The 22,963-nt window shown below is 69.5% G+C and carries 19 protein-coding genes; 11 read left to right on the top strand and 8 right to left on the bottom strand.

From position 1 onward, the window contains the following. Positions 1–11 precede the first annotated feature (11 nt). Complete coding sequence (locus ACT6S0_RS00095) at positions 12–782, top strand: 3-hydroxybutyrate dehydrogenase (RefSeq protein ID WP_444761924.1); 771 nt, start codon at positions 12–14, stop codon at positions 780–782. Here ACT6S0_RS00095 and ACT6S0_RS00090 read toward each other — a convergent pair whose 3' ends face one another. Then, the gene (locus ACT6S0_RS00090; RefSeq protein ID WP_444761923.1) at positions 783–1,448 is read right to left on the bottom strand and encodes an SIMPL domain-containing protein; all 666 of its coding nucleotides are present in this window, start codon (positions 1,446–1,448) and stop codon (positions 783–785) included. A gap of 171 nt (positions 1,449–1,619) precedes the next feature. On the opposite strand from ACT6S0_RS00090, the gene ompR reads away from it, so the two are divergent. Both ompR and ACT6S0_RS00080 read left to right on the top strand, forming a co-directional pair. Then, a complete protein-coding gene (ompR, locus tag ACT6S0_RS00085) occupies positions 1,620–2,354 on the top strand; it encodes an osmolarity response regulator transcription factor OmpR (protein WP_444761922.1) in 735 nt (244 codons plus the stop codon). Positions 2,355–2,418: 64 nt separating this feature from the next. Continuing rightward, entirely contained in the window at positions 2,419–3,738 is a 1,320-nt protein-coding gene (locus ACT6S0_RS00080; protein ID WP_444761921.1) for an ATP-binding protein, read from the top strand. Here the strand turns inward: ACT6S0_RS00080 and ispF are convergent. Next, a complete protein-coding gene (gene ispF / locus ACT6S0_RS00075; protein ID WP_444761920.1) occupies positions 3,719–4,222 on the bottom strand; it encodes a 2-C-methyl-D-erythritol 2,4-cyclodiphosphate synthase in 504 nt (167 codons plus the stop codon). The genes ACT6S0_RS00080 and ispF overlap by 20 nt on opposite strands. Before the next feature lie 279 nt (positions 4,223–4,501). Between ispF and ACT6S0_RS00070 the strand changes: the two genes are divergently transcribed. The 5 genes from ACT6S0_RS00070 to ACT6S0_RS00050 all read left to right on the top strand — a co-directional run bounded on the left by ACT6S0_RS00070 (position 4,502) and on the right by ACT6S0_RS00050 (position 10,147). Further along, complete coding sequence (locus ACT6S0_RS00070) at positions 4,502–5,176, top strand: DUF4402 domain-containing protein (protein WP_444761919.1); 675 nt, start codon at positions 4,502–4,504, stop codon at positions 5,174–5,176. Between the two features lie 12 nt (positions 5,177–5,188). Next, positions 5,189–5,626 carry a hypothetical protein gene (locus ACT6S0_RS00065; protein ID WP_444761918.1) on the top strand — a complete coding sequence of 146 codons (438 nt, stop codon included), beginning with the start codon at positions 5,189–5,191 and terminating at the stop codon, positions 5,624–5,626. Positions 5,627–5,631: 5 nt separating this feature from the next. Beyond that, positions 5,632–6,096, top strand: coding sequence for a DUF4402 domain-containing protein (locus ACT6S0_RS00060; protein WP_444761917.1), 465 nt, complete (start codon positions 5,632–5,634; stop codon positions 6,094–6,096). Positions 6,097–6,157: 61 nt separating this feature from the next. Beyond that, positions 6,158–6,997: a fimbrial biogenesis chaperone gene (locus tag ACT6S0_RS00055; RefSeq protein ID WP_444761916.1), complete on the top strand. Its 840-nt coding sequence runs from the start codon at positions 6,158–6,160 to the stop codon at positions 6,995–6,997. 129 nt (positions 6,998–7,126) lie between these two features. Then, complete coding sequence (locus tag ACT6S0_RS00050) at positions 7,127–10,147, top strand: MSCRAMM family protein (RefSeq protein WP_444761915.1); 3,021 nt, start codon at positions 7,127–7,129, stop codon at positions 10,145–10,147. Here ACT6S0_RS00050 and ispD read toward each other — a convergent pair. Beyond that, positions 10,110–10,820, bottom strand: coding sequence for a 2-C-methyl-D-erythritol 4-phosphate cytidylyltransferase (gene ispD / locus ACT6S0_RS00045; RefSeq protein WP_444761914.1), 711 nt, complete (start codon positions 10,818–10,820; stop codon positions 10,110–10,112). The genes ACT6S0_RS00050 and ispD overlap by 38 nt on opposite strands. A gap of 42 nt (positions 10,821–10,862) precedes the next feature. On the opposite strand from ispD, the gene ACT6S0_RS00040 reads away from it, so the two are divergent. Continuing rightward, positions 10,863–11,900 carry an RNA methyltransferase gene (locus tag ACT6S0_RS00040; RefSeq protein WP_444761913.1) on the top strand — a complete coding sequence of 346 codons (1,038 nt, stop codon included), beginning with the start codon at positions 10,863–10,865 and terminating at the stop codon, positions 11,898–11,900. A 109-nt stretch (positions 11,901–12,009) separates the two neighbouring features. On the opposite strand, the gene ACT6S0_RS00035 is transcribed toward ACT6S0_RS00040, so the two are convergent. The 5 genes from ACT6S0_RS00035 to ACT6S0_RS00015 form a co-directional block, all read right to left on the bottom strand. After that, the gene (locus ACT6S0_RS00035) at positions 12,010–14,172 is read right to left on the bottom strand and encodes a molybdopterin cofactor-binding domain-containing protein (RefSeq protein WP_444761912.1); all 2,163 of its coding nucleotides are present in this window, start codon (positions 14,170–14,172) and stop codon (positions 12,010–12,012) included. A gap of 73 nt (positions 14,173–14,245) precedes the next feature. After that, positions 14,246–14,710 (bottom strand): (2Fe-2S)-binding protein, encoded by a 465-nt coding sequence (locus ACT6S0_RS00030; RefSeq protein ID WP_444761911.1) that lies wholly within the window; start codon positions 14,708–14,710, stop codon positions 14,246–14,248. Beyond that, the gene (locus ACT6S0_RS00025) at positions 14,689–16,050 is read right to left on the bottom strand and encodes an ATP-binding protein (protein ID WP_444761910.1); all 1,362 of its coding nucleotides are present in this window, start codon (positions 16,048–16,050) and stop codon (positions 14,689–14,691) included. The genes ACT6S0_RS00030 and ACT6S0_RS00025 overlap by 22 nt, the downstream gene beginning before the upstream one ends. Continuing rightward, entirely contained in the window at positions 16,047–16,712 is a 666-nt protein-coding gene (locus ACT6S0_RS00020) for a response regulator (protein WP_444761909.1), read from the bottom strand. The genes ACT6S0_RS00025 and ACT6S0_RS00020 overlap by 4 nt, the downstream gene beginning before the upstream one ends. 209 nt (positions 16,713–16,921) lie before the next feature. Further along, on the bottom strand, positions 16,922–18,694 hold the full coding sequence (locus ACT6S0_RS00015; protein WP_444761908.1) for a DUF885 domain-containing protein: 1,773 nt from the start codon (positions 18,692–18,694) through the stop codon (positions 16,922–16,924). A 120-nt stretch (positions 18,695–18,814) separates the two neighbouring features. On the opposite strand from ACT6S0_RS00015, the gene mfd reads away from it, so the two are divergent. Further along, on the top strand, positions 18,815–22,348 hold the full coding sequence (gene mfd / locus ACT6S0_RS00010; protein WP_444761907.1) for a transcription-repair coupling factor: 3,534 nt from the start codon (positions 18,815–18,817) through the stop codon (positions 22,346–22,348). 59 nt (positions 22,349–22,407) lie between these two features. Beyond that, complete coding sequence (locus ACT6S0_RS00005; protein ID WP_444761906.1) at positions 22,408–22,947, top strand: PEP-CTERM sorting domain-containing protein; 540 nt, start codon at positions 22,408–22,410, stop codon at positions 22,945–22,947. Positions 22,948–22,963: the final 16 nt, after the last annotated feature.

Raw genomic sequence — 22,963 nt, 5'->3', positions numbered from 1 at the left:
AAGGACCCACCATGTTGAAAGGCAAGACTGCCCTCGTCACCGGCTCCACCAGCGGCATCGGCCTCGGCATCGCCATCGCCCTGGCGCGCCAAGGCGCGAACCTGATCCTGAACGGCTTCGGCGACGTCGACGGGCCCAAGGGCGAGGTGGCGGCTCTGGGCGTCAAGGCCGGCTACCACGGCGCCGACATGAGCAAGCCCGCCGACATCGCGGCGATGGTGGCCTATGCAGACGCCGAGTTCGGCGGCATCGACATCCTCGTCAACAACGCCGGCATCCAGCATGTGGCACCGGTGCAGGATTTCCCGGTCGAGAAATGGGACGCGATCATCGCGATCAACCTGACTTCCGCCTTCCACACCACGCGCCTGGCCCTGCCCGGCATGTTGAAGAAGAACTGGGGCCGCATCATCAACGTCGCCTCGGCCCACGGCCTGGTGGCCTCAGCCCAGAAGTCGGCCTACGTCGCGGCCAAGCACGGCCTCGTCGGCTTCACCAAGAGCATCGCGCTGGAGACGGCGACCACGCCGGTCACCGCCAACGCCATCTGCCCGGGCTGGGTGCTGACGCCGCTGGTGCAAAAGCAGGTCGACGCGCTGGCCGAGCGCGAAGGCGTCGACAACACCGAGGCCAAGCGCCGCCTGCTGGCCGAGAAGCAGCCCTCGCTGCAGTTCACGACGCCGGAGGAACTCGGCGCGCTGGCCGTCTTCCTGTGCACGGACGCCGCCATCAACGTGCGCGGCCAGGCCTGGGCGATGGATGGCGGCTGGACCGCCGTCTGACTATTTCGTCAGCTGGACAGAGCCGCTGACGCTGACCGTCACGGTCGCCTTGCCGGCCTCGGTCGGCAGTGCGGCGTCGGCCATCTCCGCGGCGCCCATGCGCATGGCCTTGACCATCATCGGCCGCGGCCCGGCGTCCTCGCTGGCGATGTTGACCTCGCCGACGACGTAGCCGCCGTAGCCGAACTGGCGCGCATAGTCCGCAGCCTTGGCGCGGTAGCGCGTGATGGCCTGGGCGGTGATGTCGGCCTCGGCCTTTTCGCGTGCCTCGCGCGACAGGCTGTAGCCGACGCGGGCAATCGTCAGCGTGCCGATGCGGCCCGTCAGTTGCGCGATGGCCGCAGCGTCGCGCCCTTCCACCTGCAGCTCGGCGCTGCCCTGCCAGCCATTGATCTTGCCGGTCTTGGGGTCGTGCCGGGGATAGAGCGCGAAGCTGCCCGTCTGCACATCGACCTGGCCGGGCTTGGCGACCCTGCGCGCCTCGGCGAGCGCCGCGTCCAGCGCCTGCTTCAGCGCCGCCTGCACCGCGGCGGCGTCGGGGCCTTCACGCGTCGTCGAGAAGGCGACGCCAAGCACGTCACGCGTGATGTCGGCGCTGGCGCTGGCGGACAGGCTCAGGCGCTCCCCCGGTGCGGTATCAGGGGCCGCATGAGCAGACAGGGTCATTGCAAGCGTCGAGAGGAGGAAGACCACACGCATGGGATTGATGCCTTTGCAAGGAAGAAAGCCCAGCTTAGCCCGAGCCGTTGGCAACGAGCTGTAACGCCTGCGTGCTGTCCTACAGAAGCCGGTTTCCAACCTGCTCACAATGGCGCTGTTACATATTCAGGAAATGCGATGAACAGCAGCGCCACGCCCCGTCCCAACCGCATCCTCGTCGTCGATGACGACGCTCGCATCCGCGACCTGCTCCGGCGCTATCTGACGCAGGAAGGCTTTGAAGTGCTGCTGGCCGAAGACAGTCGGGCCTTGAACAAGCAGCTGACCCGCGAGACGGTGGACCTCATCGTGCTGGACCTGATGCTGCCCGGCGAGGACGGTCTGACCATCTGCCGCCGCCTACGCGCCGCCAACGACAGCACGCCCATCATCATGCTGACTGCCAAGGTCGAGGATGTAGACCGCATCGTCGGCCTGGAAGTCGGTGCCGACGACTACCTGGCCAAGCCGTTCAACCCGCGCGAGCTGCTCGCACGCATCAACGCCGTGCTGCGCCGTCGGCCGCCGCCCGAGGCCCCTGGCGCGCCGAGCAAGGAGCCGATGACGGTCACCTTCGGGCCCTTCGAGTTCGACCTGGCGCTGCGTCGGCTGACCAAGAACGGTGAACAACTGCCGCTGACGACCGGCGAGTTCTCGATGCTCAAGACCCTGGTGCGCCACCCGCGCCAGCCGCTGTCGCGCGACAAGCTGGCCCAGCTCGCCCGCGGCCGCGAGTTCGAGCCCTTCGACCGCAGCCTTGACGTGCAGATCTCGCGCCTGCGCAAGATGCTGGAGGCCGACCCGGCACAGCCGCGCTATATCCAGACGGTCTGGGGCGTCGGCTACGTCTTCGTGCCGGACGAGAACGCGTAGTCACGACTCCCCGGGGCAGACCGCCTGAGCGCAGCGAGTCGCTCTGTCCCTAACTGACCAAAGCATGGCCCGTCCCCACCTCGCGCTCAACCTCTTCTGGCGCACCTTCGCCTGGCTGGCCCTGCTGCTGGCCGGTGCGGTGCTGGCCTGGCAGTACACCTTCAAATTGCTGGAGGCCCAGCCGCGCGCGCTGGAGTCGGCCGAGCAGCTGGCCGGTCTCGTCAAGCTCAGCCGCATCGCGCTGGAGCACACCGACCCAATCAACCGCGTGGCCGTCATCAGCTCGATGTCGCGCGGAGACACCGTGCAGGTGCGCGTGGCCGAGCCCAGCGACCGCTGGCTGCCCTACGACACGACGCCCTTCGCCAAGCAGCTGGCCGCCGAGTTGCGCCAGGCGCTCGGGCCCGACACCGTCGTCGCGCGCAGCGTCAACGATGTGTCGGGCCTGTGGGTGCGCTACGTCGTCGGCGAAGACGCGTTCTGGCTGCGCACCAGTGCCACCCCGCTGTCGATCTCGCTGGCCAGCAACTGGTGGTGGGTGGTCATCGCGCTGCTGGCCACCGTGGTGGGTTCGGCCCTGATCGCCCGCCTCATCAACCAGCCGCTGCGCGAACTGGCCGACGCGGCCGGCCGCATCCGCGATGGCGAGTACGACTCGCGCCTGGACGAGACGACGATGACCAGTGAGATCCGCGAGGTCAACATGGGTTTCAACCGCATGGCCCGCGAACTGGCCAAGCTGGAGGAGGACCGCGCCGTCATGCTGGCCGGCATCTCGCACGACCTGCGCACGCCGCTGGCCCGCTTGCGGCTGGAAACCGAGATGAGCGTCAATGACGAGCAGGCGCGTCACTTCATGGCGCAGGACATCGACCAGCTCGACGCCATCATCAGCAAGTTCATGGACTACGCGCGGCCCAACGAGACCCAGCTGCGCGAGACCAAACTCGTCGACATCGTCGAGCGCGAGGTGCAGGGCTTCCGCGACCCCGACCAGATCCGCTTTCGCGTGCAGGTCAGCTCGGCCATCAAGGTCTTCGTCGACGACACCGAACTGGGCCGTGTGCTGCTGAACCTGTTCGAGAACGCACGCCGCTACGGCCATGCGGACGGCGAGCCTGCGCGCGTGGACGTCAGCGCCACACGCCAGGGGGCGTGGGTGGAGCTGCGCGTGCGCGACCATGGCCCCGGCGTGCCGGCCGACCGCCTGCAGCGGCTGACGACGCCCTTCTACCGCGGCGATGCGGCTCGCACGGCCGCCAGCGGCGCCGGCCTGGGCCTGGCCATCGTCGAGAAATCGGTGCAGCGCCTGGGCGGCACGCTGTCCATCAGCAATGCGCAGGGCGGCGGGCTGATGACGGTGCTCAAGCTGCAGGCCGGTTGAGGGTTAGCAAACAGACGGCGCGGGCCTCGATGGCGCGGCCCTCGCCCACCGGGCCCATCTTCTCGGCCGTCTTGGCCTTCACGTTGACCTGGCCGGCCTCCACGCCCAGCACCTCGGCCAGGCGGGCGCGCATCGCCGGGATGTGGGGGGCCATCTTGGGCGCCTGCGCGACGATGGTGGCGTCCAGGTTGACGAGCTGCCAGCCCGCCTCGCCCACGCGGCGGTAGGCCTGGGCCAGCAGCACCATGGAGTCGGCGCCCTTGAACTCGTCGGCCGTGTCGGGAAACAGCTTGCCGATGTCGCCCAGGGCGGCAGCGCCCAGCAACGCATCGGTGATGGCGTGTGCCAGCGCGTCGGCGTCAGAGTGGCCGAGCAGGCCATGGCTGTGGGGAACGGTGATGCCGCCGAGGACGAGAGGGCGGCCGATGACGAGCTGGTGGGTGTCCCAGCCCTCACCGATGCGAAGGGGCGGCAGCGGGTTCATCGCCGCATTGTCGCTGGCTGCTGTGGTGCGGCCCGCCAAGAAACGCCTGCTCCTCATCCAGCTGGCCGCGCTCGACGCGGCGCGTCGAGACCGCCGGCTGCCTGCTGTTGGGGCCCTGCTGGTAAGCAGCATTTCCTGCGGCGCCGCCACAACACCCGTCTGGTTTGCAAGGCGCCGCTTCGCTCGGCCCGCATCCGTTTTCGGTATGCCTGTCGCGGCCGCGGGGCTTGCACCGTGCCGGCGCCCACAGCCAAGGTCTGCATCTTTTGGCACGCAGCGGTGCAATTGCTCAATCTCCGCGAATGGTTGCTGCGCATCGGACGAAAAGCCCGGGGAGCGGGCCTCAACATCGGGCCACGCTCAACCATAGCCAAGGAGCCTCCTGTGTCTACATCGTTCCACCGCGTCATGCCTGCGCCGGGCCTGTTGGCCCTGGGCACCCTCTTTTTCCTGGCGGTCGTCAGCATGCATACCGCCAGGGCCGCCGACAATGCGACCGCCAGCGCCACCGCAGTCGTGCTTCAACCGATTGCTGTCACCAAGGCGGCCGACCTCGTGTTTGGCAACCTGGTTGCCGGCAACGGCACCGTGACCTTGGCGACTGACGGAGCGCGCACCCGCTCCGGGACTGCCGTGCTGCCGACCGGCGTCAGCGCCGTCGCCGCGCGCTTTGACGTGACCGGCGAGGGCGCAAACACCTTCTCCATTGATTACACCGGCAGCGACAGCGTGCTGACCGACGCCAGTGCCAACACGATGGCCGTCGACTGGATCACCGAGGCCGTCGCCACGGCGACCCCGACCGGCAAGACCGACGAGACCACCGACGCGACGACCGGCACGCTGACGGCCGGAGCCGCATACATCTACGTCGGCGCCAAACTGACGGTCGGCGGCGCACAGGCTGCCGGTACCTACACGGGTGCCGTCAAGGTGACGGTCGCCTACAACTGAAGCCACGCGGCCATGAAGCCCGCACGCCATCGAGCCCTGCGTGTCTGTGCCGCAATGGTCTGCGCGCTGCTGGCGCCAGGGGCCGCCCTGGCTGCGGCTGCAGCTGCCCGTGCCAGCGCCACCGTCGTGCTGCCAGCCTCCGTCAACGCCTGGCTGGGCGTGCCCGTCAGCGTTGAAGCGCTGTTGCAGGGCCGCGACCTGCCGGCCGGCCCGGCCACCGGCGCCCTCGTGCCTCGATCGCCCGCCGCGCCACCGCCCGTGCTGGACGCCTCGCCGCAGGGGATTGCCGCAGCGATCGATGGGAGCCAGGCCGCGGGCATGGATGCCGCCGCCGCAGCAGCAGCAACCCTGTCGCCGAGCGGCCCCGCCGTGGCGGTGTCCGTCGCTGCCGATAGCGGCGCCAGCGGGCGTCGCGAGGCACCGCTCGTCATCACCGTCGCCTTCAACTGAACGCCATGCTCGGGCCGGCCGGTCGACTCGCCTTGCCTTGCGTGATGTTGCTCGCCAGCCTTGGCACACCCGCGCAGACACTGAGCAACTCTGGCGCCCTGTCTTTTGGCGGCTTCACGGCGGGCAGCGGCGGGACCGTCAGCGTCGGCACGGGCGGCACGCGCAGCAAGACCGGCAGCGTCATCCTCGTCAACCAGGCAGGCATTCCAAGCGCCGCCCAGTTCGTTGTCAGCGGCACGCCCAACGCCGCATTCACGATCTCCTTGCCAGCCGACGGCAGCATCTTTCTTTCGGACGGCGCCAGTGGCAGCATGGCGGTGAACGCTTTTGTCAGCAGTCCCGCCGGCGTCGGCGTACTGTCCGGCGGCGGCACGCAGCAGATCAACGTCGGCGCCACACTCGATGTGGGCAGTGGCCAAGCCACGGGCAACTACGCCGGCAGCTTCATCGTCACCATCAATTACCAGTAATGCGCCACAAACCGGTCGCTTATGTAAGGTTCGAGTCATGCAAGCGCGGTGACCATTCGACATGCGTGCATTCACCAAGCTGATGTGGCCGGCCGCCCTTGGGGCGCTGATGCTGTCGCATGGGGCGCGGGCCGACCTGATGCTGTTCCCGACTCGCGTCGTTTTTGACAAACAGCAGCGTGCCGCCCAGGTCGAGCTGATGAACCAGGGCAAGGCTCCCGAGACCTACCGCATCCATCTCGTCAACCGCCGCATGGGCCCCAACGGCGAGTTCATCGCCATCGACACCCCGGGCCCGGGGGAGCGCTTTGCCGACTCCATGCTGCGCTATTCGCCGCGCCAGGTAACCATCCCGCCGGGCGGCTCGCAGATCGTGCGCATTCTGCTGCGCAAGCCCGAAGCGTTGGCCGCCGGGGAGTACCGCTCGCATCTGCAGTTCGACCGGGTGGCCGAGGCCACCGGCAGCAGCAGTGTTGAAGACCTCGCCAAGCGCGACAACAACGACGTCGGCATCGTCATCCAGGCCTTGGTCGGCGCCTCCATTCCCGTCATCGTGCGCGAGGGCGACACCCATGCCAAGGTCGAGCTGAGCGACCTGGCCGTGCAAGCGCCTTCGACAGCCGGCGCGGGCTTGCTCAGCTTCCAGATCAAGCGTGAGGGCAATCGCTCCATCTACGGCGACTTGCTCGCCACCTTCACGACGACGACCGGTGTGAGCTTCGACATCGCGCGTGCGGGCGGCGTGGCCGTCTACGTGCCCAACACGGCGCGGCGGGTTCAACTGCCGCTGCAGCTGCCCTCCGGCAGCGCCCTGCCCGGCGGCACCTTGGTGCTCTCGTTGCGCGAGCGTCCCGAATCCGGTGGCAAGCTGCTGGCCGAGACTCGCCTGACCCTGCCCTGACGAGCCCACGCGCGCCCGACGAGCGCCATGGCACCGCCACCAACCCCTGGTTGCCCTGCGGCCTCCAACCGCTTTGGCCAACCCGGACGCTGCGGCGGCTTCGGCCGCGCCAGCCGCGGTGGCCTTGCCGTGGCCATCCTATTCGCCGCGCCGTTGCTGGCCATGGCTGGCCCCGCCGACGCACCAACGCCGTTGCGCCGCCTCGAGGTGCAACTCGACGGCCGCCCGAATGCCGAGCCCATCGACGCCGTCCAGGCGGACTATCAGGTACTGCTGCCATTGGCCGCCCTGTCGCGCCTGCTGGGCCTCGACATCCGTGTGGACGCCGCGCTGGGCCGCGCCGTCGGCACCCTGCCCGCTTCGGGCGGGCCATTCTCGCTGGACCTGACGGAGGCGAGCGTGGGCGTCGGCAAACGCCGTATGAGCTTCGAGCCGCGCCTGGCGCAGGCCATCGGCGGCGACATCTATGTATCGACGCAACTGCTGGTGCGCTGGCTGAAGCTGGAGCTGGCCGTCGACCTGCCGCACGGGCAGGTGCGCCTGCGTCCGAGTAGCGACGCGGCCACAGCCCGGTCTGCGCCGACGCCCCCGACCGGGCCACGCCGCATCAACGAGAACCAGCTCCTCGTGCTGGAAGTGGAGCTGGATGGCCAAGTCGTATCCGACAGCTTCACGGCCTACCAGGACGGCACGCAGACCCTGTTGCCGCTGGGTGAGCTGTCGCGGTTGCTGATGCTGGCCATCCAGGTCAGGCCGGACGAAGGCAGCGCGAATGGCTTGCTACCGCGCTCGCGGGACTTCGCGCTCAACCTGGGCGAGTCGCTCGTCAGCGTCGGCGGACGGGAGCAACGCTTCGAGCCACGCCTGGCCGCGGTCGCCGGTGACGACATCTTTGTCTCCCGGCACCTGCTGATGCGCTGGTTGCCGCTTGACCTGCAGGTCGATTTGGCACGGCTCAAGCTCAAGATCGTGCCGCGCGAGAAGCTGCCGCTGCAGGAGCGGCAGGAGCGCGAGCGCCTGGCCGCTGCGCTGGCCGGCATGCAGACCGCCGACCGACCCCGGTACCCCTATGCGGCGTCGACGCCTGGCTTGATCGACGTGCCGTCCATCGATCAGTCCTTCGGGGCCGACGCCCGCTTCGGCCGTCACTCGCGCCAGTACAAAACGGCCTACACGGCCTACCTGACCAGCGACCTGCTCGGCATGGAGGGCTCCGCCTATGTGCTCATGACCCAGGACAAGGCGCGGCCCGACCTGCGCGTGACGTTGGCCCGCAACGATCCCGACGCCGGCCTGCTCGGGCCGCTGCGGGCGCGCTCGGTCGCCCTGGGCAACATCGCGCTGCCCAGCGTGCGCAATCTCATGCAGGGCAGCGCCCGGGGCAATGGCGCCATGGTCAGCAACCGGCCGCTGGACCAGCCCAACAGCTTCGACCGCCACAGCCTGCGGGGCGACCTGCCGCCGGGCTGGGACGTGACGCTGTACTACAACGACCAGTTGCTGGCCTACCAGTCCTCGCGAGCCGACGGGCAGTACGCCTTCGACGACCTGCCGCTGTCCTTTGGTCCCAACGAGTTCCGCCTCGTCTTCCACGGGCCGCTGGGTCAGCTGCGCGTCGAGAAGCAGAGTTTCCTGCTCGACCAGGCCAGCCTGAAGCCGGGTGACGTCGTCTACACGCTGGCCGCCCAGGTGGCCGATGACGGTTCGGTGCGCGGCGTGGCGCAGGCCGACATCGGGCTCGGCAACAAACTGACCGGCAAGCTGGGCCTCGTGCGCCGGCCACGGCTGGTCAACGGCCTGGCCGCCGAGCCGCTCGACTACGCCCAGCTCGGCCTGTTGGCCTATCTGGACACGCTGATCCTCAGCGGGCAGCTCGTCACCATGCGCAGTGGCGGCGCCCTGGGCGAGGTGGGCCTGAAGACGCGCCTGGGCGCCTTTGCGCTGGACCTGCTGCACACCCGGCGGCAAGGCGGGTTCGCCAGCGACCCGTTCGCCGACGTGGCCGGTGGCGCCCGCCAGCGCGATGAGCTGCGCCTGCGGGGTGGCGTGCGGCTGGGCCCGTTGCCACACCTCATGCTCGACTTCAGCGCACTGCGCCAGACCCTGGATGGCGCGCCCAGCCAGGTCCAGCTGAGCCTGCGCACCTCCCTCATGGTGCGAGGAACGGCCCTGTCCAACAGCCTGCGCTGGCAGCTCAACGGCGATTTCACCGGCATGGACGGCGCCCTGCAGCTGAGCCGGCGCGTTGCCGACACCGGCCTGAACGCGCAGGTCAACTACCGGCTTCAACCCGGCGCCAGCGTGCAGGCCGTCACCATCAGCGCCGACCGCAACCTGGCCAAGGGCTACCAGCTCAGCGCCGGGCTTCTGCGCAGCATGGATTCAGGCCTGACGCTGCTGTCCGCCGGCTTCAGCAAGAACCTCGGCAGCTTCGGGCTGGCCCTGAGCGCGAGCTACTCCAGCCAGCGCGAGCTGGCTCTTGGCCTGCAGCTCTTTGTCGCGCTGGACCGCGACCCGCGCAACGGCCGCTGGCAGCTTGACGGCCAGCCGCTGGCCGGCAGCGGCGCGGTGTCGGCGCGCGCGTTTGTCGACCGCAACATGAATGGCGTCTACGAGGCCGGCGAGGAGGTTGTGCCCAACGCCGGCTTCGTCCTGAACGGCGGCGGCAGGCACCCGCGCCACACCGGCGCCGACGGCGTCGCGCTGCTGAGCCGCCTGGCCCCCGGCCGCTATGCCGACATCGCGCTGGACCCGACGACGCTGGAGGACCCGCAGTGGAAGCCCCTGGTGCCGGGCGTGCGGGTGCTGCCGCGGCCCGGCCGCGTCGAGCCGCTCGAATTCCCGGTCATCATGACCTCGGAAGTCGAGGGCACCGTCTATCTGCTGGAGACCGGCGGCAAGCGGCGCGGCATTGGCGACGCACGCCTGGAGCTTGTGGACGGCAGCGGCCGGGTTATCGCCACGACAACCAGCGCGGCCGATGGCTACTACCTCTTCCATCAGGTCACGCCCGGCCCGCTGCGGCTGCGCGTCGCGCCGGAGCAGGCGGCCAAGCTGAAGCTGCAAGGGGCGCTTGAGCGTGCTGTCGAGGTGCCGGCCAACGGCGACTTCCTCAGCGGCGAAGACCTCGAGCTCCGGCTGGGGCCGTGAGCCAGCGTTCCGCCAGCGCGAAGTCCTCAGGCCACGTGACCTTGAAGTTGGCCATCGGCGCGCGCACCAGCCGTGGCGCCAGCCCCAGGGCCTCGACGGCGCTGGCCTCGTCGGTGGCCGCTCGGCCCATCGCCGCGAGCGCTCGCTCCACCAGACCGAGGCGGAACATCTGCGGTGTCTGCGCGGCCCACTTGCCCTGGCGGTCGACGGTGGCGCTGACGCGTCCCTGGGCGTCACAGGCCTTGAGCGTGTCCGCGACCGGCTGGGCCAGCAGCCCGCCGACGGCGTCGCCGGCACAGGCATCGATCAGCGCATCGACCCAGGCCGGCTGCAGCAGACAGCGAGCGGCATCGTGCACCAGCACCCAGTCTTCTTGCGCCGCGCCATGGCGGCGCAACTCTGCCAATCCACCCAGCACGCTTTGCGCGCGACTGGCACCGCCGACCCGCGCCACCCAGCCGGCATGCCCGGGGAGCGCCGCCTCGAAGCGGTCGTCATCCGGCGACAGCACCACCAGTGTCTGCGTGATGCGCGGCACGGCCGCCAGTGCCGCCAGCGTGTGCGCCAGCATGGGCCGGCCGGCGATCTCGACGTACTGCTTGGGCATGCCGGCGCCGGAGCGCGCGCCGATGCCAGCGGCGGGGACGAGGGCGAAGAAGCGGGCTGGGCTCATGGCGGCATTCTCGGCGCGGGCGGACGGACAATCGGCCCCACCATGCTGATCCCCGACCTGCGCCTGCGCCTGCGCGCTCTTGGCGCCAAGCCCGCCCATGAAAGCCGCGTGCTGCGCCATTGGGTGCAAGCGCTGCCCATCGAAGGCGGCAAGCGGCCGCTGCAGGGCTGGCTGCCCAAGGGCGTCATGCAGGCGCTGCCGGGCCTGATGGCGGAGCTGGACGGGCTGCTGGCACTGCGCAGCGAGCATGCCGGCAGCGATGGCCAGTCGGCGCGGCTGCTGCTGGGCTTGCACGACGGCCAGACCGTGGAGACGGTGCTGCTGCCGCGCGACGGCGTCTGCGTGTCCAGCCAGGTCGGCTGCGCGGTGGGCTGCCAGTTCTGCATGACGGGCGTAGGCGGGTTGATACGGCAGGTCGGCAGCGCGGAGATCGTGGCGCAGGTCGTCATGGCGCGACGCAAGAACCCCAGGCTGAAGAAGGTCGTGTTCATGGGCATGGGCGAGCCGGCTCACAACCTGGTCAATGTGCTGGACGCAATCACGTTGCTGGGCCACGAAGGCGGCTTCGCGCACAAGCAGCTGGTGTTCTCCACCGTGGGCGACGAACGTGCCTTCGCAGCCTTGCATGCGGCCCCGGTGCGCCCGGCACTGGCGCTGTCCCTGCACACGACAGACGCCGCGAAGCGCGAGCACCTGCTGCCGCGGGCGCCACGGCTGTCGCCCGAGCAACTGGTCGAGGCAGCGGATGCCTATGCCCGCGCCAGCGGCTACCCGACCCAATACCAATGGACGCTGCTGGACGGCGTCAACGACGGGCCCGAGGAGCTGGACGGCATCGTGCGCCTGCTCAAGGGCCGCTACGGCCTGTTGAACATGATCCCGTTCAACAGCGCCCCCGGCCTGCCCTACACGCGGCCGAGCTGGGAGCGCGCGCGGGCCATCGCGGCCCAGCTGTGCGGTCGCGGCGTGCTGACCAAGCTGCGCGACTCGGCCGGGCAGGATGTCGAAGGCGGCTGCGGCCAGCTGCGTGCCCGTGAGGCCTTGGGCAGACCGGCGCGCGTGGTGAGGATTCACGCCTGACGGAGTGAACCGCCGCGGTCAACACGTTCGAGCCGACGGCGCAGTTGGCGGCAGGGCGCCGGCCGACAGGCAACCGAGGGAGGCGCTGCCAGGCGGCGGCAAAGGCTGATCAGATCGAGAAGCCCGAACACGACAGCGGCAGCTCCCTGATGCGCTGGCCCGTGGCGGCGAACAGGGCGTTCACCAGCGCCGGCGCCAGGCCGCCCACGGCCTCCTCGCCGGCGCCGCCGGGCTTCTCCTGGTTCTCGACGATCTGCACATCCATCTTCGGCGTGGCTGCCAGCCCGAGCAGCCGGTAGTCGTGGAAGTTGGACTGCTGCACCGCACCACCGCGCAGCGTGATCTCGCCATGGAACGCCGCCGACAGCGCGAACACGATGCAGCCCTCCACCTGGGCGCGGACGTTGTGCGGGTTGACCGCGATGCCGCAGTCGATGACGGTCCACACCTGGTGCAGCTGCACCTTGCGGCCGGCGTCCACGGACAGCTCCACCACATGGCCGACGAGGCTGCCGTTGGCACGGGAAAACGCCATGCCGCGGTGCCGCCCCGGCGCCGGCCCGCGCTGCCAGGCCGAGCGCTCGGCCAGCAGGTCCAGCACGCGCCGCTCACGGCCATCCGGCGGCAGCAGCGCGCGGCGATAGGCGAGCGCGTCCATGCGCGCGCCCTGGGCCAGTTCGTCCATCAGGCACTCGTAGGCAAACACGTTCTGCGTCGCCGCCACTGCGCGCCAGAAGCCGACCGGCACACCCACGTCGACCGTAGTGATCTGCATCTGGATGGCCGCGAACCGGTAGTAATCGGGCAGGTCGCCCGCTGCGCTGTTGTCCACCGGGCGGGCGTACTCGCGCCACTCGCCCAGCCGCGAATGCTGCAGGATGGACTCGCAGGCGGAGTCCACCCGCAGAGCCACCGGCATACCGGCGCCGTCCAGGCCGGCCGTCACCCGGACCACGGCGGCGGGGCGGTAGAAGTCGTGCTGCAGGTCCTGTGCGCGGCTCCAGATCAGCTTGACGGGCGCGCCGCATGCCTGGGCGATGCGGGTGGCCTGCAGCGCGAAGTCCAGCTCCATGCGCCGCCCGAAGCCGCCGCCCGCCAACGTCGTATGCACGGTGACCGCCGTCACCGGCAGGCCGAGCAGGGCGGCCACCGCGTTCTGCGTGCCGGTCTGCGACTGGGTCGGCACCCACAGCTCCGCGCTGCCCTCGCAGACCCGGGCCGTCGCGTTCATGGGCTCCAGCGTCGCGTGCGCCAGGAAGGGCACGGCGTAGGTACGTTCCACCGAGCGCCGCACGCGCCGCGCCGCCTGCGCGTAGCGCGCCTTCACCTGCGCGGCGCTGGTGTTCGCAGGCAAGAAGGTGGCGCCCTCGCCGCGCACCGCCTTGCGCAGCGCGGCCATGTAGCGGGCGCTGTCCGGCCGCCGGGCACGTCGCAGGTCCCAGCGCGGCTGCAGCGCGTCCGCGGCCTTCTGCGCGCGCCAGTAGGAGTCGGCCACGACCGCGACGGCGTCGTCCAGCAGCACCACCTGGCGCACGCCGGGCATGCGCAGCACGGGCGCGCTGTCCACGCCGGCCAGCCGGCCGCCAAATACCGGGCACTGCACGATGGCCGCACTCAGCAGCCCGCGCATGCGCACATCGACCCCGAAGACGGCGCTGCCATCGGTCTTGGCCGGGATGTCCAGGCGGGGCATGTCCCGGCCGATGTAGCGCAGGCGCTCGCGCGGCATCAGCGGTGCATCCGCCGGCACCGGCTGGCGCGCGGCCAGCTCCACCAACTGGCCGTAGGCCGTGCGGCGGCCGCTGGCAGGGTGGACGACCTCGCCGCTGCTCGTGTCGCACTCGCTGGCGGCCACCTGCCACTGGCCGGCAGCTGCGGCGACCAGCATGGCGCGCGCCTGCGCGCCGGCACGCCGCAGCGGCTCCATCTGGTAGGCCACACCGCCGCTGCCGTAGGTGCCGTACTCCTCCCAGTGGGGGTTGAAGTAGCGCTTCTCCAGCGGCGCCATCGCCAGGCTCACGCGGCGCCAGTCCAGGTCCAGCTCGTCGGCCAGGATCTGCGCGATGGCCGTACCGGTGCCCTGCCCGATCTCGCTGGTATTGGACAGCACCGTCACCGAGCCATCGCGGGTGATGCGCACCCAGCCTTGCAGCTCCTGCCCGCCTGCATCACCGGCAGTTGCACTCGCGCGCAGCGGGGCGACGGCCACCATCAAGCCGCCCGCCAGGCCACCTTGCAGAAGGCACCGCCGCCGCAGTTGGATGACGCTCATCGGGGCCCCCTTCGACGTGTGGCCGGTCCCGCCAAGCGGGAGCGAGCTTGCCTGGGACGGCCCGGCGCGGCGCTCATGCTGCCTCCACCGGCAGGCCGGCGGCCCGCTTGATCGCGCGCCGCACGCGGCTGTAGGTGCCGCAGCGGCACAGGTTGGTCATGGCGGCGTCGATGTCCGCGTCGCTCGGCCGGGATGTGGCCTTCAGCAACGCATCGGCGGCCATCAGCATGCCGGACTGGCAGTAGCCGCATTGCGGCACCTGCTCAGCGATCCACGCCTGCTGGAGCCGGTGCGAGCGGTCCGGCGACAAGCCCTCAATGGTGGCCACGCGGGCAGTGCCCACCGCGCTGATCGGCACCGTGCAGCTGCGTGCGGCCTGCCCATCCAGCTGAACCGTGCAGGCGCCGCACAAGCCGGCACCGCAGCCGAACTTGGTGCCGGTCAGGCCGAGCGTGTCGCGCAGCACCCAGAGCAGCGGCGTGTCCGCTTCCACGTCGGGCTGCCGCGGTTGTCCGTTCACGGTGATGGGATAAAGCATTGCGTCTCCTCGTCGTTGCTGATCACTGCCTGCGGCAAGCTGACGGTGGCCAGCAGCCCGCCCTCGTCCGAGCGCTCCAGCGTGAGAGACCCGCCGAAGCGCTCGCACACCGCCTGCGTGATCGACAGGCCCAGGCCGCTGCCGGTACCCGTGCCACGCCGCCAGAAGCGCTCGGTGGCCGTGGCCAGGCCTTCGTCGTCCAGCCCGGGGCCGGTGTCCGCCACCGTCATGCGCACGTTGCCGCCCAGGCAGTCGACATGCAGCCGGATGCAGCCATCGGCGGGCGTGTGGCGGCAGGCGTTGTCCAGCAGGTTGCGCAGCGCGGTGACGGCCAGGGCTTCAGGCACGGCGACAGCAGCCTCTTCGCAGCGGTTGAAGACCTGCAGCCGCAGGTCGCCCGCCGGCGCGCAGTCGCGCACCGCCAGTGCCACCACGTCGGCAACCGCGGTGTGACCCGGGCCGTCCGCGCCGGCATGCGCTTCCAGCTGCGACAGCATGAGCAACTGGCTCAACGCAGCCTGCAGGCGCGCCACGCCCTCGTCGGCATGGTCCAGTGCGCGCAACGCATCGTCGCCCTCGGACAAGCGCAGTACCTGAAGGTGCACCTTGATGGCGGTCAGCGGCGTGCGTAGTTCGTGCGCGGCGTCGCTGGTGAAGCGGCGCTCGCGCTGCACCGTGGCGCGGATGCGGGCCAGCATCTCGTTGACGGTGTCGACGAAGGGCCGCAGCTCGCGCGGGCGCCCGCCGGCGGCAACCGGGGCCAACTCGTCGATGGCACGTGCGGCCAGCTCGCCGCGCAAGCGCTCCAGCGGCTGCAGCGCCTTGCCGACCCCCCACCACAGCACCAGCAGCCCGCCCAGCAGCGCCGCGCCGAACGGCGCCACGGCGGCCAGCACAACGCTCTTCAGCAGCGTCGAGCGCTCCGCGACTCGCTCGGCGGTGGTGATCGCCAGGCCCTGCGTGTTGACGGTGTACGTGCGCCAGGTCAGACCCTCGATGGACTTGAACGCAAAGCCGGCGGCGGCGCCGTCGAGCAGCGCGCCGGAGGCGCCGGCCGTGCGCACGAGGATCTCGCCGCGCGCGCTGCTGACTTGGCATGCCAGGGGCCCGGTCAGCGACAGCACCGGCTGCAGCGCGGGCCGGGGGCCGGCGCTCGCCGTCCACAACGACGGGTTCTGCGTCACCAGATCGGACACCATGTAGGCTGCCGTGACGAGGCGGTCGTCCAGCATGCGCTGCATCTGCCGTTCGCTGTCGCCATGCAGCCAGAAGGCGACGGCACCCCACAGCAGGACCAGCGCGCCGCCGATCATCAACAGCAGCCGGATGCGCAGGCTCATGCCATGCCCACCGCAATGCGGTAGCCGACGCCACGCACCGTCTCGATCAAGCCCGCGTCCAGCTTGCGCCGCAGGTGGTGGATGTGCACGTTGACGGCGTTGCTCTCGATCTCGTCGTTGAAGTCGTACAGCAGGCCCTTCAACTGCTCCACGCTGAGGATGCGACCACGCGCATTGAGCAGGGCGCTCAGCAGTGCCAGCTCGCGACGCGGCAGCGGCACCACGCGGCCATGCATCATCACCTCGCCCAGGCTGGGCATGACGCGCAGGGCGCCGCGCTCGATGACGTCGACGCAACGGCCTGCAGCCCGCCGCGCCAGCGCATGCAGGCGCGCCACCAGCTCGCTCAGGTCGAAGGGCTTGAGGAGATAGTCGTCGGCCCCGCACTGCAAGCCCGCCACCCTGTCAGGCACGGCGTCGCGCGCACTCAGGATCAGCACGGGCGTGGCGCAGCCGCCGGCGCGCAGCCGCCGCAGCAATGTGAGCCCGTCTTCATCCGGCAGGCCGAGATCCAGGACGACAGCGTCACAGGCGAGCGTCGCCAGGGCAGCTTCGGCATGGGCCGCCGTGGCGACCTGGTCCACCGTCATGCCGTGCACGCGCAGACCGGCCAGCAAGCCCTGCGCAATCAGCTCATCATCTTCCACCAGCAAGATCCGCATGGCGCCTCCATTGCCCAAAAGAATGAGGGGCGGACATTAACGGAACGTTATGGGCTGGGCTTGGTGCCGATGGCGCCGGCCGAAGTGGGCAGTCTGGTCGGCACCGCGTCTGCCGACGCCGGCGCCTCACGCGATGCGCCACGGGCACCAGCGCTCAAGATGGCACGCCGCCACCCAGCTTCAAGGCCACTTCAAGCCTCTGGGCCAAGTCAGCGGGCGGACTTGACCCACTCCACGACCAGCTCCCTGAGCACCGGCAACGGCACCTGCCCCGCCGTCAGCACGACACGGTGGAAGCCCTTGATGTCGAACTTGTCGCCCAGCGCTTCTGCGGCTTGGGCGCGCAACTTGGTGATCTCCAGCTCGCCGATCTTGTAGCCCAGCGCCTGGCCCGGCCAGACGATGTAGCGCTCGACCTCGGAGACGACGTCGCTCTCGGCCATGGAAGAGTTGTCCAGCATGTATCGGATGGCCTGCTCGCGGGTCCAACCCTTGTGGTGCAGCCCGGTGTCCACCACCAGCCGCATGGCGCGCAGCTGCTCGTCGGAGAGCCGCCCATACCACTGCAGCGGATCGGTGAAGAGACCCAGCTCCTTGCCCAGGCTCTCGGCATACAGCGCCCAGCCTTCGACATAGGCGACATAGGACGAACCGTAGCGGCGGAACTTGGGCAGGTCCTGGTCTTCCTGCGCGATGGTGACCTGAAAGTGATGGCCGGGCGAGGCTTCGTGCAGCGACAGCGTCTCCATGCCGAAGATGGGCTGGGCCTTGAGGTTGAAGGTGTTCACATAGAACACCCCGGGCCGCGAGCCATCGGTCGACGGGCTCTGGTAGGACGCGCCCGCCGCACTCTCGGCGCGGAAGGCCTCGACCTCGCGCACCTCGTAGTCGGCCTTGGGCGCGATGTCGAAGAGCTTGGGCGTCAGCGCGTTGATCTTCGTCTGCAGGTCGCGGTAGCCGGCCAGCAGATCCTCGGGCTTGGTGTAGTAGTACTTGGGGTCGTCTTGCAGGTGCTTGAAGAAGGCCTTGAGATCCCCCTGGAAGCCGACCTGCTTTCGCACGCCCTCCATCTCGCCGAGGATGCGCGCCACCTCCTTCAGGCCGATGGCGTGGATCTCGTCCGGCGTCAGCGCGACGGTGGTGGACTGGCGCACACGGTGGGCATACCAGGCCTTGCCGTCCGGCAGCAGCGACCAGGCCGTGCTGGCGCGCGCCTTGGGCGTGTACTCGTCGCGCACGAAGGCCAGCAGCCGCGCATAGGCGGGCAGCACCCGGCCTGCCAGCAGCTTGCGCATCTCGGCCGTGATGCGCTCGCGGTGGGCGGCCGGCACGGCCGCGGGGAAGTTCTTGACCGGGCCCCAGAACAGGCTCTGCTCGGGGTCGGCGACGGCCAGCGCCGTCAGCTGGGGCACCACCTTGTCCATCACCGCGCGCGGCTGCACGACACCGGCCTTCAGGCCTTCGCGCATATTGGCGATGCTGCCGTCGAAGACGGGCACGGCCAGGGCCAGGCGCTTGAGCCAGTCGTCGTAGTCCTTGGTCGTCTTGAAGGGCTGGATGGACTGGCCCGTGCCCATCTGCGCCAGGAAGTTGGGCAGGCCGCCGATCTGGCTGATGGGCTGCATCCACTCGGGGAAGCGCTCGCCCGCCAGGTTCTGTTCCAGGTCGAGCTTGAGAATGGCGTAGGAGATGCGGTCCTTGGGCGCCAGCTTGGCCTTGTCGAAGCCGGCCAGCGCCTTCAGCTGGGCCTGCAGCTCGCGCCGGGCCTGGGCGCGGTAGGCCGCGGTCGTGGTGTCGACGAGGCGGTCGTTGTAGCGCGGGTCGCCCAATGATGTGGCCAGGATGGGCTGGCGCTGCAGCACCAGCTCCCACTGGGCGTCCAGCCATTGGTGGAAGCGTTGGCTTTCAGAAGGGGCGGCCCAGGCGGGCAGGCTGAGTGACAGGCTGACGGCCAGCAGGCTCAGGGCGTGACGACGGCGCATGGAATCTCCGGTGTGAAGGTCGCGATGCTAGCGAGGCCTCTGCCGACAGTCCAAAGGACATGGCGTCCCTAGAATCCGGTCAAGCCCCGCTTTGGGGCTGTTGTCGTTTGTAGAGCCCCCATGACGCTGCCCTCGCTGCCGGCCATTGCGCCGGGCAAGAAGTTCACCCACTCCCGCCCGGTCGGCTCCGCCGACGCCCTGCTGCTCGCGCGCTTCGTGCAGCAGCAGCGCGACGCCGGCCGCATGGCCGCCATCTTCACCGCCGAGCCCGGCGACACGCAGCGGCTGGAAGACGAGCTGAAGTTCTTCGCGCCCGAACTCAAGGTCGCCGTCTTCCCCGACTGGGAGACCCTGCCCTACGACAGCTTCAGCCCGCACCAGGACCTGATCTCCGAGCGCCTGGCCACGCTGTGGGAACTTCTGCAGTCGCGCAAGAGCAAGAGCATTGATGTCGTGCTGATGCCGGCGTCGACGGCGCTCACCCGGCTCCCGCCGCCGGGCTTCCTGGCGGGCACGACCTTCAACTTCAAACAAAAGCAGCGGCTGGACGAAGCCTCGCTGCGCTCGCAACTCACGCTGGCTGGCTACACCAATGTCAGCCAGGTCGTGCAGCCGGGCGAGTACGCCGTGCGCGGCGGCCTGATCGACCTGTTCCCGATGGGCTCCAACGTGCCTTACCGCGTGGACCTGTTCGGCGACGAGGTGGACTCCATCCGCACCTTCGACCCCGACACCCAGCGCAGCCTCTATCCCGTGCCCGAGGTGCGCCTGCTGCCGGGCCGCGAGTTCCCGATGGACGACGCCGCGCGCAAGAAGTTCCGCGAGCGCTGGCGCGAGAAGATGGACGGCGACCCGAGCAAGGCGCGCATCTACCGCGACATCGGCGAAGGGCTGGCAAGCGGCGGCATCGAGTACTACCTGCCGATCTTCTTCGAGCAGACGGCCACCATCTTCGACTACCTCGGCGGCGGCACCGCCGGGCCGCCCCAAGGTGACGCAGCCCCCTCGGGGGGTCGGAGCGGCGAAGCCGCGAACTGGGGGCTTGAACCTGCGGGCCTGGCCCTGCACGGCGAGGTGGATGAGGCCATCCAGCGCTTCTGGACGGACACGCGCGAGCGCCACCGCTTCCTGCAGCACGACCCCGAGCGGCCGCTGCTGGCACCTAGCGAGCTCTTCCTGACGGTCGAGGACTTCTTCGGCCTGACCAAGCCGCATGCCGTGCTGTCGGTGCGTGGCACGGAGCCCGTCGACTTCGCCCGGCCGCTGCCCGACATCAGCGTCGAGCGCGGCGTGCAGGAGCCGCTGGCCCGCCTGGCCGCCCACTTGAAGGCCACGCCGCACCGCGTGCTGCTGCTGGCCGAAAGCGAAGGCCGGCGCGAGAGCCTGCTGGAGCAGCTGCGCGACAGCAAGATCGAACCGCCCTCGGTCAAGGACCTGGCCGAGTTCCTGGCCGGTGACGAGAAATACGCGATCACCGCGGCGCCGCTGGCGACCGGCTTCTTCTGGAACGACGGGCAGCAGCCGGTTCAGCTCTTCACCGAGACCGAGCTGTTCGCGACCATGCCGACGACCCGGCGGCGGCGCAAGCAGGAGCAGGTCAGCGACGTCAACGCGCTGATCAAGGACCTGTCGGAGCTGAAGGTGGGCGACCCGGTCGTGCACATCAACCACGGCATCGGGCGCTACCAGGGGCTGGTCAACATCGACGTGGGCGACGGCAGCAGCGAGTTCCTGCATCTGGAATACGCCGACAAGGCCACGCTTTACGTGCCCGTGGCCCAGCTGCACCTGATCGGCCGCTACACCGGCGTGTCGGCCGAAGAAGCACCGCTGCACAAGCTCGGCTCCGGCCAGTGGGAGAAGGCCAAGCGCAAGGCCGCCGAGCAGGTGCGCGACACGGCGGCCGAGCTGCTCAACCTCTACGCCCGCCGCGCTGCGCGCGAGGGCCATGCCTTCAGGTACTCAGGCCACGACTACGAGGCCTTTGCCGCATCCTTCGGCTTCGAGGAGACGCCCGACCAGCGCGCCGCCATCCACGCCGTCATCCAGGACATGATTTCGCCCAAGCCGATGGACCGCCTGGTCTGCGGCGACGTGGGTTTTGGCAAGACCGAGGTGGCGCTGCGCGCGGCCTTCGTCGCCGTCATGGGCGGCAAGCAGGTCGCCATCCTGGCGCCGACCACGCTGCTGGCCGAGCAGCACTACCAGAACATCGTCGACCGCTTCGGCGCCTGGCCCGTCAAGGTGGCGGAGATGAGCCGCTTCCGCTCGGCCAAGGAAATCAAGGTGGCGATGGAGGGCATTGCCGACGGCACGCTGGACATCGTCGTCGGCACGCACAAGCTGTTGTCCGCCGAAGTCAAGTTCAACCGCCTCGGCCTGCTCGTCATCGACGAGGAACACCGCTTCGGCGTGCGCCACAAGGAGGCGATGAAGGCCATGCGGGCCGAGGTGGACGTGCTGACGCTGACCGCCACGCCGATCCCGCGCACCCTGGGCATGGCGCTGGAAGGCCTGCGGGATCTCTCCGTCATCGCCACCGCGCCGCAGCGCCGCCTGGCCATCAAGACCTTTGTGCGCGCCGAGAGCAGCGGCACCATCCGCGAGGCCGTGCTGCGTGAGTTGAAGCGTGGCGGCCAGGTCTACTTCCTGCACAACGAGGTCGACACCATCGAGAACCGCCGGCAAAAGCTGGAGGAGCTGGTGCCGGAGGCGCGCATCGTCATCGCCCACGGCCAGATGCCCGAGCGCGAGCTGGAGCGCGTCATGCGCGAGTTCGTGCAGGGCAAGCACAACCTGCTGCTGTGCTCGACCATCATCGAGACCGGCATCGACGTGCCCAGCGCCAACACCATCATCATTGCCCGCGCCGACAAGTTCGGCCTGGCCCAGCTGCACCAGCTGCGCGGCCGCGTCGGCCGCAGCCACCACCAGGCCTATGCCTATCTGATGGTGCCCGACATGCAGGGCCTGACCAAACAGGCCCTGCAGCGCCTGGACGCCATCCAGGCGATGGAGGAACTGGGCTCGGGCTTCTACCTGGCCATGCACGACCTGGAGATCCGCGGCGCCGGCGAGATGCTCGGCGAGCACCAGAGCGGCAACATGATGGAAGTCGGCTTCCAGCTCTACAACGACATGCTCAGCGAAGCGGTGCGCTCGCTGAAGGCCGGCCGCGAGCCCGATCTGCTGTCGCCCTTTGCCGCCACCACCGAGATCAACCTGCACGCGCCCGCCCTGCTGCCCGACGCCTACTGCGGCGATGTGCAGGTCCGCCTGAGCCTCTACAAGCGCCTGGCCACGGCCGAGAAGAACGAGCAGATCGACGCCATGCTCGAGGAGATCACCGACCGCTTCGGCAAGCTGCCCATGCAGGGCCAGACCCTGTTCGACACCCACCGCCTGCGCGTGCTCGCCAAGCCCTACGGCGTCAGCAAGATCGACGCGGCGCCCACGCTGATCAACATCAACTTCCGCAAGGACCCGCCCATCGACCCGATGCGCGTGATCGAGCTGGTGCAGAAGAACCGCAACATCAAGCTGGTGGGTAACGAGAAGTTGCGCGTTGAAAAAGTTCTCAGCAACCCGCAGGACCGCGCCCAGGCGGTGAGGGAGGTTTTGCGGTTACTTGGTACACCGATTCGGCAAAGCTAGGGGCTTGCGACGAGGAAGTGCCTGCCTAGAGTCGCGCCACCTCATCGTTGGAGACGCGAATGAAGAAGCTTCTTGCCGTGGCCGCCCTGCTGCCCTCGCTGGCCAGTGCCGCAAGCCTGCTGGACTCGACGGTCAACGTTCACTACCACCTCGTGGACAAGGCGGACACGATCAACACGCTGGACAAGGTCGTGGTGGGCACCGGCGTCGAACTCAGCTGCGGCAGCGGCGCTGACCTGTGCAAGGTGCTGACCGCGTCGACCCAGAGCCTGGACTTCAGCGCCAACGCCATCCGCTACAGCTATGCAGGCACCGGCACCGGCTTTCTGGACGTGCAGCACAACCGGTTCCAGTTCACCTCGCTCTACGACGACGCCACCGTCATCTCGGGCGTACAGCTGTCGACCAACATCGCGGGCCTCGACGCCTCGCGCATCAACTTCGGCGAGCACAGCCTCAAGGTCGACATGCGCGGCCTGCAGGTGGGCGCGGGCGCGTTCTTCCAGCTCGACCTGCACACCACCCCGGTGCCCGAGCCGGCCAGCGCGGCGCTGTTGATCGGCGGCCTGGCGCAGCTCGTGGCGCGGCGCCGCCGCTGAGGCGCCACGCCTGGCC

The sequence above is a fragment of the Roseateles sp. genome (assembly GCF_052436255.1).
Classification (GTDB): Bacteria; Pseudomonadota; Gammaproteobacteria; order Burkholderiales; family Burkholderiaceae_C; genus Pelomonas.
The sequence above is the reverse complement of the archived record's forward strand: the minus strand, read 5'-3'. Positions and strand labels throughout refer to the sequence as shown.